The 12,270-nt window shown below is 45.2% G+C and carries 15 protein-coding genes and 1 pseudogene; 8 read left to right on the top strand and 8 right to left on the bottom strand.

The window, feature by feature from the left end; genetic code table 11:
* Positions 1 to 72: 72 nt before the first annotated feature.
* The 3 genes from LAY57_RS06840 to thrC all read left to right on the top strand — a co-directional run bounded on the left by LAY57_RS06840 (position 73) and on the right by thrC (position 2,503).
* On the top strand, positions 73 to 333 hold the full coding sequence (locus LAY57_RS06840; RefSeq protein WP_249065589.1) for a MoaD/ThiS family protein: 261 nt from the start codon (positions 73 to 75) through the stop codon (positions 331 to 333).
* Positions 334 to 365: 32 nt separating this feature from the next.
* A complete protein-coding gene (locus tag LAY57_RS06835) occupies positions 366 to 533 on the top strand; it encodes a hypothetical protein (protein ID WP_249065587.1) in 168 nt (55 codons plus the stop codon).
* Between the two features lie 668 nt (positions 534 to 1,201).
* Positions 1,202 to 2,503 (top strand): threonine synthase, encoded by a 1,302-nt coding sequence (thrC, locus tag LAY57_RS06830; RefSeq protein ID WP_249065642.1) that lies wholly within the window; start codon positions 1,202 to 1,204, stop codon positions 2,501 to 2,503.
* A gap of 85 nt (positions 2,504 to 2,588) precedes the next feature.
* Here thrC and LAY57_RS36140 read toward each other — a convergent pair whose 3' ends face one another.
* Positions 2,589 to 2,756 (bottom strand): hypothetical protein, encoded by a 168-nt coding sequence (locus LAY57_RS36140; RefSeq protein ID WP_338022367.1) that lies wholly within the window; start codon positions 2,754 to 2,756, stop codon positions 2,589 to 2,591.
* A pseudogene (locus LAY57_RS36135) lies at positions 2,707 to 2,811 on the bottom strand (hypothetical protein); the annotation flags it as partial. The pseudogene LAY57_RS36135 and the gene LAY57_RS36140, both read right to left, overlap by 50 nt.
* 72 nt (positions 2,812 to 2,883) lie before the next feature.
* Here LAY57_RS36135 and LAY57_RS06820 point away from each other — a divergent pair.
* The gene (locus tag LAY57_RS06820) at positions 2,884 to 3,159 is read left to right on the top strand and encodes a MoaD/ThiS family protein (protein ID WP_249065585.1); all 276 of its coding nucleotides are present in this window, start codon (positions 2,884 to 2,886) and stop codon (positions 3,157 to 3,159) included.
* 49 nt (positions 3,160 to 3,208) lie between these two features.
* Positions 3,209 to 3,892: a DUF2996 domain-containing protein gene (locus LAY57_RS06815; RefSeq protein WP_249065583.1), complete on the top strand. Its 684-nt coding sequence runs from the start codon at positions 3,209 to 3,211 to the stop codon at positions 3,890 to 3,892.
* Positions 3,893 to 4,163: 271 nt separating this feature from the next.
* Here LAY57_RS06815 and LAY57_RS06810 read toward each other — a convergent pair whose 3' ends face one another.
* Positions 4,164 to 4,631, bottom strand: coding sequence for an NINE protein (locus tag LAY57_RS06810; RefSeq protein WP_249065582.1), 468 nt, complete (start codon positions 4,629 to 4,631; stop codon positions 4,164 to 4,166).
* A 284-nt stretch (positions 4,632 to 4,915) separates the two neighbouring features.
* Here LAY57_RS06810 and acsF point away from each other — a divergent pair, with 284 nt between their 5' ends.
* Positions 4,916 to 5,992 (top strand): magnesium-protoporphyrin IX monomethyl ester (oxidative) cyclase, encoded by a 1,077-nt coding sequence (acsF, locus tag LAY57_RS06805; protein ID WP_249065580.1) that lies wholly within the window; start codon positions 4,916 to 4,918, stop codon positions 5,990 to 5,992.
* 192 nt (positions 5,993 to 6,184) lie between these two features.
* On the top strand, positions 6,185 to 6,886 hold the full coding sequence (locus LAY57_RS06800) for a hypothetical protein (protein WP_249065579.1): 702 nt from the start codon (positions 6,185 to 6,187) through the stop codon (positions 6,884 to 6,886).
* A 274-nt stretch (positions 6,887 to 7,160) separates the two neighbouring features.
* On the opposite strand, the gene LAY57_RS06795 is transcribed toward LAY57_RS06800, so the two are convergent.
* Positions 7,161 to 7,628, bottom strand: a complete 468-nt coding sequence (locus LAY57_RS06795) for a GAF domain-containing protein (RefSeq protein ID WP_249065578.1) — start codon at positions 7,626 to 7,628, stop codon at positions 7,161 to 7,163.
* Positions 7,629 to 7,842: 214 nt separating this feature from the next.
* On the opposite strand from LAY57_RS06795, the gene LAY57_RS06790 reads away from it, so the two are divergent.
* Positions 7,843 to 8,406 (top strand): Uma2 family endonuclease, encoded by a 564-nt coding sequence (locus tag LAY57_RS06790; protein WP_249065577.1) that lies wholly within the window; start codon positions 7,843 to 7,845, stop codon positions 8,404 to 8,406.
* Positions 8,407 to 8,535: 129 nt separating this feature from the next.
* Here LAY57_RS06790 and LAY57_RS06785 read toward each other — a convergent pair whose 3' ends face one another.
* From LAY57_RS06785 to LAY57_RS06770, 4 genes are all read right to left on the bottom strand, one after another.
* Positions 8,536 to 9,720 carry a type I restriction endonuclease gene (locus LAY57_RS06785; RefSeq protein ID WP_249065576.1) on the bottom strand — a complete coding sequence of 395 codons (1,185 nt, stop codon included), beginning with the start codon at positions 9,718 to 9,720 and terminating at the stop codon, positions 8,536 to 8,538.
* A gap of 368 nt (positions 9,721 to 10,088) precedes the next feature.
* Positions 10,089 to 11,669 carry an AMP-binding protein gene (locus tag LAY57_RS06780; protein WP_249065575.1) on the bottom strand — a complete coding sequence of 527 codons (1,581 nt, stop codon included), beginning with the start codon at positions 11,667 to 11,669 and terminating at the stop codon, positions 10,089 to 10,091.
* Positions 11,669 to 12,061, bottom strand: coding sequence for a hypothetical protein (locus LAY57_RS06775; protein WP_249065574.1), 393 nt, complete (start codon positions 12,059 to 12,061; stop codon positions 11,669 to 11,671). The genes LAY57_RS06780 and LAY57_RS06775 overlap by 1 nt, the downstream gene beginning before the upstream one ends.
* Positions 12,054 to 12,230 (bottom strand): hypothetical protein, encoded by a 177-nt coding sequence (locus LAY57_RS06770; protein ID WP_249065572.1) that lies wholly within the window; start codon positions 12,228 to 12,230, stop codon positions 12,054 to 12,056. Before LAY57_RS06770 ends, LAY57_RS06775 begins: the two co-directional genes overlap by 8 nt.
* Positions 12,231 to 12,270: the final 40 nt, after the last annotated feature.

The following is a 12,270-nucleotide window of genomic DNA, read 5'->3' as shown; positions in this document are numbered from 1 at the left end:
TTTTCACGCTAGTTTGACTCATCTCGACAATATTCGCGCTAATCTAATTCCAGCCCTTCTCCATCAATTCTCATGTCTGAGCCTTCAATAACGATCGCACTCAAACTCTTCGCCGCTTATCAGGAAGCATTAGGCGTTCCAGACCTAGTATTGGAGTTCCCAGCTTCCACAAGAGTTGCAACAGTGCTGGATAGGCTAATCGCTGAACATCCCGAACTGGCACAATGGCGCGACATCACCCGCTTTGGCGTTAATCTCCAGTTTGTCGAGCCAGATACCGTACTCCAAAATGGCGATGAAGTGGTGCTGATTCCACCCGTCAGCGGAGGATAGGGGAAGGGGCTAGGAGCTAGTGCAAGTGGTCAGTGGTCAGTTGTCAGTGGTCAGTTGTCAGTGGTAAAAATCAAGATTTCCAGCGCAATCATTGGCAATTTTTAGTGGTGAGTTATTTCCGCCATCCTGCACTAGGGGAAGAGGGGAAAAGGGAAGAGGTAAGAGGTAAGAGGGAGAATTTTCTTTCTTTTGACTTTTGAATGAGTGACTTTTCCAGAAGCCGTTTATTTATCCAAACGCGACATCTTCATCTGGGTTACGGAGCGTACCCTGCGGTCAGCCGCTATCGCGTCTACATCTGTCTTCATCTGCGGTAAAAAATATTCAAAACTTACTTGGCAGATAAATTATCTTCGGCAAAACTATTGCCAAACAACAGAATTTTATCGCCAAAAGAAAGGCTTGAAAATTGCTATCTTTTGCTTTTCTGATATATACTTACTATAGATAGCGACAGCTTTAAGCAAACTAAAGTATAAAATATTACAATTTATTGATATAGATTGCCAGGTTTTGGTAGTTGAAGTTGTTGCTGAGTGGGCGTAAATAAACTGAACACCCAGAAACCCGGTTTCTAAGGGCACGGCAGTTTTAGGTTTAATTATGCCCACGTACTTATATGAGGATTTACTTTCTTATAGCCAGTAGCTAAGTAAGTAAAATTAATTAGACAAGTCTGCATATTTATATACATAAGAGAACTTATTTATTTTTATCTTTGTACAAAATAACCAGGGTTGACGAACTTTGTGAGGAGGGGCGAGGGAATAGACCAGTGAGGATACCCGACAAAATAAGTCGGGTATGTTTGACGGTGATTAAAGGTCGTGTTAGTATCAATCGACAGTTAAGACAGAGAGCAGAAATTATGACCCAGGCGATCGCAACCCAAACCAAGACAGCAGCCACATTCAAATCGCTCAAGTGTAAAGAGTGTGGTACTGAGTACGAACCCAAAGCAACTCACGTCTGCGAGTTATGTTTTGGCCCGCTGGAAGTGGCTTACGACTACGACACCATCCGCCGCACGGTTACCCGCGAAACTATTCAGGCGGGGCCAAATTCCATCTGGCGTTATCGCGCCTTTCTACCCGTCGAAACAGATAACCCTATTGATGTAGGAACCGGCATGACGCCGCTAGTACGCGCCAATCGCTTAGCGCGTCGCCTGGGATTAAAAAAGCTATATATTAAAAACGATGCCGTCAATATGCCGACTCTCAGCTTCAAGGATAGGGTCGTATCAGTTGCCCTAACTAGAGCTAGAGAGTTGGGTTTTTCTACAGTATCTTGCGCCAGTACTGGAAATTTAGCTAATTCAACAGCTGCGATCGCAGCTCATGCCGGACTGGAATGTTGCGTCTTCATCCCCGCCGACTTGGAAGCCGGTAAAATTCTGGGTACATTAATTTACGGCCCCACCGTGATGGCCGTGCAGGGAAATTACGACCAAGTGAACCGACTCTGCTGTGAAGTCGCCAATACACACGGTTGGGGATTTGTCAATATTAATCTCCGCCCCTACTATTCTGAAGGCTCGAAAACCCTGGGTTACGAAGTTGCCGAACAACTAGGTTGGGAATTGCCAGATCACATCGTCGCGCCTTTAGCATCGGGTTCCCTGTTCACCAAAATTTACAAAGGCTTCCGAGAATTCATCGAAGTTGGTTTAGTTCCTGAAAAAGATGTTCGCTTCAGCGGTGCCCAAGCAGAAGGATGTTCTCCGATCGCGCAAGCATTCCGGGAAGGGCGGGATTTTGTCAAGCCAGTCAAGCCGAGTACGATCGCCAAATCACTTGCGATCGGCAACCCAGCAGACGGCATTTACGCATTGGAAGTAGCCCGGAAAACTGGCGGCAATATCGAATCTGTCACCGATGCGGAAATAGTGGAAGCCATCAAGCTGTTGGCAGAAACCGAAGGCATCTTCACCGAAACCGCTGGTGGTACAACAGTTGCCGTGCTGAAAAAACTGGTGGAAGCTGGTAAAATTGACCCCGACGAAACAACCGTCGTCTACATTACCGGCAACGGACTGAAAACCCAAGAAGCTATCCAAGGCTATATCGGCGAACCGCTCACAATCGAACCGAAGTTGGAAAGTTTCGAGCGTGCCTTAGAACGAGCCCAAACACTCGATCGTTTGGAATGGCAACAAGTCCTGGTTTAAGTGCTGAGTGCTGAGTGCTGAGTGCTGAGTAGATCTACTCCTAATAATTGACAACTGACAAGTAACTTTTAAGTGCTGAGTAGATCTACTCCTGATAATTGACAACTGATAATTGACAACTGACAACTGATAATTGACAACTGACCACTGACCACTGACCACTGACCACTGACCACTGACCACTGACAACTGACAACTGACCACTGACCACTGACAACTGACAACTGACAACTAACAACTGACCACTGACCACTGACCACTGACCACTGACCACTGACAACTGACAACTGACCACTGACCACTGACAACTGACAACTGACAACTAACAACTGACCACTGACAACTGACCACTGACCACTGACAACTAACTACTGACTATTATGTCCGTCAAAGTTTTAGTTCCTACTGCTCTGCAAAAGTTCACCAACGATCGCGCTACCCTGGAATGTAACGCCAACAATATTGGCGAACTGCTAGATTCACTAGAGCAAAGCTGTCCCGGCATCAAAGGACGTCTTTGCGATGAAAAGGGTGAACCGCGCCGATTTTTGAACTTCTATGTCAACAGCGAAGATATCCGCTTTCTGGATGGAACCCAAACATCCCTCCAAGATGGAGACGAAGTGAGTATCGTTCCGGCAGTTGCTGGTGGTTAAATCCTCTCATCCAAAATCCAAAATCCAAAATCCAAAATTGAATTGAGCTATGGCAGAAGAAACCGATCGTAACGAAGCCGGAGAAATAGCTCCCAGCACTGTTGACGAGCAGGCTCCCAGCGTTTCCGAAGAACACGCTCCCAGCACTGAGGAGCCAGTGGCGACAGATCTTCCCACTGCAAATGCACCCGATCCAACAGCAGTAAATCCTGAAACAAATCCTAATGCAGCAGAAGAGAAAGCTGCTAAACCAAAAGCTGGTGCCAAAAAACCTCCTAAAGCAGAAGCAGAAGAAGGTGCTGATTCAGATGAAAAAGCTGGTGACAAAAAACCTGCTGCAAAAAAAGAGAAAGCTCCCGCAGTTGAAGACAAGCCCTTTGTTGAATTTATTCAACAAGACTACTTGCCAGCTTTAACCGCAGGACTTACCAAACAAGGCGTCAAAGATTTACAGATTTCTTTGGAAAAGCAAAAGATTCCGGTGATTGGCTATGCACAAGAACCTGAATGCTGGCAAATCATCGGTAACTGGGATAAGGGTTTTCGTCAGTTTCGCGTCTATTTCATCAAAGACGATATTCAAGGACAACGAGCTTTTTCCTTTGCTGAAAATGGTGGTAAACCAAGTACCCTGGAACCTTTCTTGATTGACGATCGCAAAATTACGCTAGATTTGCTGGTGTTTGGTGTCGTTCAGCGATTGAACGCGCAAAAGTGGTTGGTGAGAAATTAGGGTCTAGGGGCTAGGGGCTAGGGGCTAGGGAAGAGGGAAGAGGGAGAATTTACTTTCTTTTAACTTATCAAAGGGCTAGTGCAGGATGGCGGAAATAACTCACCACTAAAAATTGCCAATGATTGCTCTGGAAATCTTGATTTTTACCACTGACAACTGACAACTGACAAGTAACTACTGACAACTGACCACTGACAACTGACCACTGACAACTGACCACTGATCACTTGCACTAGGGATTTTTTCAAGTCTTAAGTCTTAAGTCAGTAGTTCAGATCTCTAGGAAATCATACATGACGACGCCGGAGACAGGGTGGTTGTCAATGCCGACATAGCCAGATTTGACCATTTCCTTCAAAACGGCTTCCACTTCGGCAAAGCCTATCCCCGTGTCCATTACAGCTTGGGTTACGGAGATTTTCCCACCTCTAGCAGCTGCCGCTTTGACAAGTTTGACCATCAGTTGGTCGCGAGTAGGTGGCACTACTCTTAAAACCGCAGCTTGATTTATAGGCACGCCTGTGGGAGAATAACCCAGTTTGGCTCTGACCTTGGTGTTGTGTTCCTCCACCATGCCGGGAATTAGAACCAAATCTATTACCTGCCCAATTCCAAATAAGCCAAAGGTACACAGCCACAAAAGCCCCGTGGCAAATTTGCGGTTGTACAGGCGATGCAGGCCGTGTAGCTGAAGTAAGCAGGCCAACCAAAGCAGATAGCTAGTGCCAAGGTCATTCATGGATCGAGCGCGCTAATACCTTTCAGTTCCAATGATAGATATTCTGAAGAGCGATCGGTTGCAGTCATCAGTAATGGGTTGGGAAAAAGAGTCCCTCTTGTCCCCTTTGCCCCCCCTTCTTCCCCTAGCCCCTAGCCCCTAGCCCCTAGCCCCTTCTTAACATTCTGTTGCAAGTCTTAATCAAATACCTAGCTTCTACTCCCCCTTAGCTTGGTAGACTGGAACGCAGCCAATAAAGCGCCCGATAATAAGTATCGACTCATAAGAAGAGAGCAAAAAAACTTATGGTAGATTCACTGAAGAAACCCAGCTTTGAAGAGTTAAGGCCCGGAATTAAAGTTCCAGCCAAGGAAACCATCCTGACGCCTCGGTTCTACACCACGGACTTTGAGGAAATGGGGAAGATGGACATCTCGGCTAACGAAGATGAGCTGAGAGCGATTCTAGAAGAGTTCCGTGCTGACTACAATCGCCATCACTTTGTGCGAGATGCGGAATTTGAACAATCTTGGGATTCTATTAGCGGAGAAACTCGCCGATTATTCGTTGAATTCCTGGAACGTTCCTGCACGGCAGAATTTTCTGGCTTCCTGCTTTACAAGGAAATGGGACGCCGTTTGAAGGACAAAAGCCCAGTCCTAGCAGAGTGCTTTAACCTGATGTCGCGAGATGAGGCCCGTCATTCTGGCTTCCTGAATAAGGCGTTGTCCGATTTCAACTTGTCGCTAGACTTGGGATTTTTGACTAAGAGTAAAAACTACACCTACTTCAAGCCCAAGTTTATCTTCTACGCGACCTATCTGTCTGAGAAAATTGGCTATTGGCGCTATATCACAATTTATCGCCATTTGGAAGCCCATCCCGAACATCGGGTTTATCCAATTTTCCGCTTCTTTGAAAACTGGTGTCAGGATGAAAACCGTCACGGCGATTTCTTCGATGCTGTGATGAAAGCTCAGCCGCAAACTTTGAATGATTGGAAGGCGAAGCTGTGGTGCCGGTTCTTCCTGCTGTCGGTGTTTGCTACGATGTATCTTAACGATATCCAGCGGGCTGATTTCTATGCGACGCTCGGTCTGAATGCGCGTGATTATGATATTCACGTGATTGAGAAGACGAATGAAAGTGCTGGACGGGTGTTCCCGGTGATTTTGGATGTGGCGCGTCCAGACTTCTACCAGCGGCTTGATACTTGCGTGCAGAATAATGCTCGGTTGAGTGCGATCGCAAACTCGAAGACGCCGAAGTTCGTGCAATTCTTCCAGAAGCTGCCTTACTATGTCTCGAATGGTTGGCAGTTGCTGCGGCTGTACTTTAATAAGCCGATCGATATGACGGCTTTGGAAGGAACAGTGCGCTAGTTTTCATTGTTGATACTCGATCGACTAGGTTCTGCTCTTGGCAGAACCTTTTTTTAACGCAAAGGAACGCAGAGGTAAACGCAAAGGAACGCAGAGAAGTCGATCGAAATGATAAGCTAATTGCCAAGGTCTTGGATCTCTGCGTAAACCTTTGCGTTCCTTTGCATTTAAAATATAAACTTAATACTCAAAATGAAGTTAATTTACTCGCTTTTATTTATCGGCAGTTGCTTGACATTGGTAACACCATCTGCTATTTGTCAAACCCCGCCACCAGCAAGTCCTTCTCCCGGTGCTAGGGATTTAGATTTAAGTCCAGAAATTATTGAAAATAGTCCAGTGTTGCAGCGGTGGATGCGAAAAGTGCCGGATGTTTTGCACGAGATTAAGAATGACCCCAGCTTTCGGACGCGGGTGCGGTTGGGTTATACTCAGTTTCCTTCTACCGATGATGCGGATGGTGCAATGGTTGGAGTGGAGGATTTGTTTGTCGGTAGAACTGGGTTGACGGTGAGTGGGGATTTTCAGACCACGTTTAATGGCGATCGCCAAACTTATGGTGGAGATTTGCGTTATTATGTGCTACCATTAGGCGGCTATATTAATATAGCACCTGTCGTGGGTTATCGGCATTTGGAAACTGATCGATATACAACATCTGGGCTGAATGTCGGTGCTAAGTTGCTGTTAGTTTTATCTCGCGGCGGTGCAGCAGATATTTCTTTAACTCAGAGTTGGGTGTCTCCCGGTACGAATGAGGAAGTGGGTTTGACGACGCTTTCTACTGGTTATGCGGTTACTCGCAATTTCCGCATATCGACAGATATTCAGAAGCAGAATGCAAGGCAAGATAAAGATACTCGCTTCGGAATTGCTTTGGAGTGGATGCCCTAAGACAATTTTAGATTTTAGATTTTAGATTGAAAAACTAGATGATATCATGTCCGGTAGCATCTGTTACCTAAAAAAGTCGTGTGATTATTCTTATCTGCGTTCATCTGCGTGTATCTGTCTACATCTGCGGTAAAAATTTAACCAAGGATGAAAACAGACAATTTGACGATATCACTCATATACTAACGATGCGACCGGACACAATATGACTTCAAAGCAAGGAAGCGACTGTGTTTGCACTCAGCACTTTGCTGTATAACATGATTAACCTGTTTTACTCAGTTAGTTTAAATTCTAATATTAAGGTTTGAATGCGATCGCGAAATTCAGCTATTATATTCTCGTCTAGCGGTAGAGCCACATCGTTGTAAAATGCCAATATGGCAACAACTTCGCCTGATGCCAGAATGGGTACACCCAAAGCTGCTTTTAGTCCGGCTTGTTTGGCAAGATGCGATCGATAATAGATAGCAGGTTCTAACTCTACATTTTCGATCCATTCCGGTTTTTGCATCATCCACACGCGACCTGGTAAACCCGCGCCTGCTGCGAAGGTAAAACTTTCCGATTCTTTTCGGAAATCAGCCAGTTCCTCCGATACCATATAATATGCGGGATGGAGACGCATCAGCTTGCTGTCTGGAATCCACACTTCAGCATACTTCCACCCAGTAGATTCGCAGATTTGTTTGAGGATGTTTGTCAGGTCAGCTTGCAAGTTGTCGATCGTAACTTTCTCCACAAGAGTGTTTTGGTTTGGGCGAACTACTGGCCAAGGTACAGCAATTTTGTGTGGGAAACTGAGTAATTTGACACAAAATCCTCAATGCTGTGAAGGCGACATACCCGACTTCTTTAAGAAGTCGGATATCTGAACTGCTGGGAGCGTCATTGGATAAGCCGTGATAAAATAGTTCTCATAACTCCGATACTTGCTTTCTGGGAAATTGCCCCAAATGGTACAAACACCATCCAAACCCGTCACATTAGAAGAGTTTCTGAAACTACCAGAAACAAAACCCGCCAGCGAGTATATTGACGGAAAAATAATTCAAAAGCCAATGCCCCAAGGAAAACACAGTACGATTCAGACGGAACAAGTTACTGTTATCAATGCTGCCTTAAAACCTCGGCGAATTGCACGGGCTTTTACCGAACTGCGGTGTACCTTTGGCGGCAGATCGATCGTACCGGATGTGTCGGTGTTTGTTTGGGATAGAATACCTCGCGATGAGAATGGCGAAATTGCCAACGTTTTTCAGTTAGCCCCCGATTGGACGATCGAGATTTTATCGCCGGAACAAAGCCAGACGAAAGTTACTAAAAATATTCTCCACTGTCTGAAATACGAGACACAGATGGGTTGGTTAATCGATCCAGATGAGAAAACAGTATTTGTTTATCTTCCCAGGGAACAACCGGAAATATTTGACGAACCAGAACAGCAACTTCCCGTACCTTCTTTTGCTAATGATTTACAGTTGACTGTAGGAGAGTTATTTAGCTGGCTTTTGGAGTAATGCAAGTTGGTAGTCAGTAGTAGGTAGGTTGTTGCGCTTTAGCGAAGACAGCGCAACAACCTACCAAATCCAGAAATTTTACGTGATGGTACGTTACGGCTTAAGCCTAACGCACCCTACCGGATTTATTTAGTGCTTGGCTGCTTCTGTCTCGTAACACTTAAGAATCAGAGATGTAAGCTTACTTAAATCGCTGACAGAGGAAATGATTACTCGTGATGCTGCATCTCCAAGTGAAGCTGAGACTTCTTGTACTTCAAAGCCTGATGCTAGAGATTTCACTTCATTTACAGGTAGGCGAGTTACAAAACTGTTTTTCTTTGGAGTCAAATACAGCCGCAGGAACCACCACGTAGTTTTACCCAGATTTACTCCGAAGTAGGAGACTGTATCTTTGTGGTTAATATCGAATTTGTATTTGGAAGTAGCTACAACAGCTTTGATTTTTTCAAATGCTTCCAGTTCTTCAGGAGTTGTTACAATTTTTGATTCTCCAGTTCCTGGGTCTTCTGGAATATCTTCTGGATCTGCGGTTTTTGTGGCTGTTCCAGCTACATTATATTGGGATATCTCCTGACTAATTGAGCGAGTCATTAGCTCAACTAAGCTAGCCTGAATCGCTTTTGTAATGATTGGTTTAAACCTTTCAACTACTTTACTATTAATCTTATTTATCTGGCCTTCAGCCGTCTTCAGAGGCGATGTTTCACCAAATTCCTCCAACAAAAAGCGAATAAATTTCTCGGAAGGAGAACGCAAAATATCTCCTACAAGTTGAGTCATGCCTTTTACATAGACCATCTCCTCCGCATACTTAATAATAGCTGCTGTATCGAAGTTATCGCGATGAAATAGCTTTAAGTCTTCAAGAGCTTTTAAGTCATATTTAAGAACGTTGAAGCTGAAAAATGGCTCCTTGTCCATAATGTTTTTATTATCCAAGTCGGTGAAGAAGCGGTATTCAACGCCGTTAGTGACAATACCAACTTTGGCTGGGACTGTCCAAGTAAAGTATTTGCGTAATTGACCGTCGTGGGCTTCAGGCTTCTCATTACGCGCTTTTGCTTCTACCAGCATAACAATCGTTCCATTGATAGCTATAGCGTAGTCAACTTTTTCAAACTGCCCTTGTTTCTTTGTCGCTGCGTCTGAAATATATTCAGGATTAACCTCTGCCGTATCCCAGATGTCATAGCCCAGCGCACTGAAGAACGGCAAGATGAGGGACTGCTTAGTTGCTTCTTCTCCAGTAACTTGGTCAGCTTTCTTGCGAACTTGTTCGGAAACCTTTGCAATATCTTCAATGAATCCCATATTGTTCCTCTTGTATCGTTAAAAGCCTGTTTTTGTAAATTTTCCCACCCAACTGAGAATTCTGCAAGCGTAATAACGCAGAGAGTTTTGCCTGGGCAGGTTGCAGATGGGGCATAGAGCGATCGCGCTTTCTGCCTCCCTAGTATTCCCATAAGACTGCCAGATCTAACAACTCGGCTGCATCCCAATTTCCATGCGATCGCATCCATACAAAAAAACCCTCTAGAAATGCCCGCAGGCTCAAGCCTGGGGCTACACGAACAAAGCCTGCATAGCCGCTTCAGAGTGTCGGTTTTTGAGAGAATGAAACCACCCTGCCTCCAATATTATTGCCAGATAGGTTATTTGGCATGCAAAATTTTTACTAACTATCGAGAAATCTGCAAAAGTTTGAGCAAAGCTGGGTAATCTATCTTACTATTATGGCGCTTGTCTACGGGAAGCTTTTTGCACACTTTAATAGCGTGAATCTGAGTATTTGCTAAAGATTGATGTAGAGATGTCAAGTTAATTTTTGATTTAGGATTATTTAATTCAACTACCAGAATTCGCCGTCCCCGATAGGAAACGATCGCGCATCGACGGATATTAGGATAATGTTGAACTACCGCTTCAACTGCAAACGGATAAAGAATACCGTATTCGTCTTCAATATAAGCACTACAGCGTCCCAATAACCACAAACGACCTTGCAAATCGAGATAACCACCATCGCCAGTTCGATGCCAGGGAATACCTTCTACGTTGAATTTTGTTTCTTCATTACCATATCCATATAAATAACCGGGCAAAACGTGGTTTCCGCTAACAACTATTTCCCCAACTGTTTCGGGGGGTAAACAAGCATTAGCAAATTCGGACTCGGTATAAGAAATAATAGGTTTTCCCCATTGCTGGCGGATAATTTTCAATTGAATTGCAGATACGGGTTTTCCTACTAACAAACCGCGTCCGTTGAGTGTGGCGGTAATGTCTTCGGATTTGATATCGCGATCGCAAATTCGGGCAATAGGTTCGGCTTCGGTGGAACCGTAGACGACGGTGAACTCTGCTTGGGGGGCAATCTGCTGCCATTTTGCGATCGCGAGAGGCATCACGGTAGCACCTCCACTAAAGATTTTCTCAATACTGGGCAGAGTTAAACGACGTTTGAGACAATATTCAGCCAAGCGTTCTAAAAATGCGGGAGATGCCAATATGCGACTCGGTTTGTGAGTTTGAATTTGTGCAATTATTGGAGATGGAGCGATCGCACCTGGAAACCGCAAATCTCCTTTAGGAATTACGCTAGTCATACCCGCAGCCAAATTTGCCAGAACAAAAATAGGCAGAGTAACTAACTCTACTTCTCCCGGTTTCGGTTGTAAACATTGTGCCAAAACTCGATTCTGAGATAGAAGAAAACCGTGTGTGCGTAAAGCTGCTTTTGGTTGCCCAGTGCTACCGCTGGTAAAAGTTAGCAAGGCAGGGGTATCATGGCTACAGCGCACAATTTCAGGATCTGGCGGTAAATGCCGCGCACTGTGCCAAGAAATTGCCCCCGGAACCGGAAACGCGATCGCAAATTTGAGCGGAATTCGACGCAAAGCTGGAGATACCAGGCGCAGCAAATGCGCTTTATGACTGGCAATCAAAGCTTTTGGGGGGTATAATTTACAACATTGATTAATGTGTTTTCTACCAGCACCTGGGTCTAGGAAAATCGCCACCAGCCCCAAGCGGAACAGGGCAAGCAGTGCAGTGTAAAGCTCCGCTGACATCGGATAAAACACCAGCACGGCATCTCCAGGCTGTAAACCGCAGCGACGCAGCAAAGTGCAAACACGACTGGCAGCTAGTTCCAGATCGGCAAAGGTGATGATGCGGCTGTGATGGCAATCTGTATCAATTATTGCCGGTAATTGCGGGTGAGTGGCAGTGCGATCGTGCAGGATAGTGGCAATGTTCATTAGGAATAAGCTTTATGCCCGACCTGCAAATCTTCCTGTGGCTGTCCTCTACCAATTGGTTTGAGATCGGACACTACAGGATCGAATTTGCAGTAACACAGCACGATTTCCAGCTTAGAGCAATCGGGAGAAGTGGCACTATAGCGCTCAACTCCGGTCACTACCCAGTCACCTTCTCTGCTGTGAGTTGAACTTTTTGGGAATTGCGGATCGGAGAATGCTTCGATTTGCAAAAATTGCCTGAACCGTTCTCCCACTTGCGGTATTTGACCGCTACCAGTGTAATCCCACTGTTCATCGAGAATGCCCGTTAGCCCTCCCATCGGAAGCTTGCGGTTTTCCCATCCAGGTTGATCGGGTTCGGCGTGAAATATAATCCAAGTCTCACTCATTGCGATCGTCCTCCATAAAACTTGTCTGCTCACCTTCAAAAATGCAATCTACCTTTAGTATAGGAAGCCCTGTCGGCTCAACTCGAATTAATTTCCATCGATTGCGCTTAGCCATTCTCTTGCACTGTTCGAGATCAGTAGCGGCGTGACGATTTTCTTTTTTTGCCATTTGTCATTAATTTCCTCCAACTTTTCCTTTTTTACCAATT

Origin of the sequence: Argonema antarcticum A004/B2, assembly GCF_023333585.1 — a bacterium.
Lineage (GTDB): Bacteria > Cyanobacteriota > Cyanobacteriia > Cyanobacteriales > Aerosakkonemataceae > Argonema > Argonema antarcticum.
Note: the sequence above shows the minus strand (reverse complement) of the source record. Positions and strands in the feature narration are given on the sequence as shown.

What these genes read in the sequence shown, in the direction of transcription:
- LAY57_RS06840 (WP_249065589.1), top strand. Translation starts at nt 73, where the DNA reads ATGTCTGAGCCTTCAATAACGATCGCACTCAAACTCTTCGCCGCTTAT.
- thrC (WP_249065642.1), top strand. Translation starts at nt 1,202, where the DNA reads ATGACCCAGGCGATCGCAACCCAAACCAAGACAGCAGCCACATTCAAA.
- LAY57_RS06820 (WP_249065585.1), top strand. Translation starts at nt 2,884, where the DNA reads ATGTCCGTCAAAGTTTTAGTTCCTACTGCTCTGCAAAAGTTCACCAAC.
- LAY57_RS06815 (WP_249065583.1), top strand. Translation starts at nt 3,209, where the DNA reads ATGGCAGAAGAAACCGATCGTAACGAAGCCGGAGAAATAGCTCCCAGC.
- LAY57_RS06810 (WP_249065582.1), bottom strand. Translation starts at nt 4,631, where the DNA reads ATGAATGACCTTGGCACTAGCTATCTGCTTTGGTTGGCCTGCTTACTT.
- acsF (WP_249065580.1), top strand. Translation starts at nt 4,916, where the DNA reads ATGGTAGATTCACTGAAGAAACCCAGCTTTGAAGAGTTAAGGCCCGGA.
- LAY57_RS06800 (WP_249065579.1), top strand. Translation starts at nt 6,185, where the DNA reads ATGAAGTTAATTTACTCGCTTTTATTTATCGGCAGTTGCTTGACATTG.
- LAY57_RS06790 (WP_249065577.1), top strand. Translation starts at nt 7,843, where the DNA reads ATGGTACAAACACCATCCAAACCCGTCACATTAGAAGAGTTTCTGAAA.
- LAY57_RS06785 (WP_249065576.1), bottom strand. Translation starts at nt 9,720, where the DNA reads ATGGGATTCATTGAAGATATTGCAAAGGTTTCCGAACAAGTTCGCAAG.
- LAY57_RS06780 (WP_249065575.1), bottom strand. Translation starts at nt 11,669, where the DNA reads ATGAACATTGCCACTATCCTGCACGATCGCACTGCCACTCACCCGCAA.
- LAY57_RS06775 (WP_249065574.1), bottom strand. Translation starts at nt 12,061, where the DNA reads ATGAGTGAGACTTGGATTATATTTCACGCCGAACCCGATCAACCTGGA.
- LAY57_RS06770 (WP_249065572.1), bottom strand. Translation starts at nt 12,230, where the DNA reads ATGGCAAAAAAAGAAAATCGTCACGCCGCTACTGATCTCGAACAGTGC.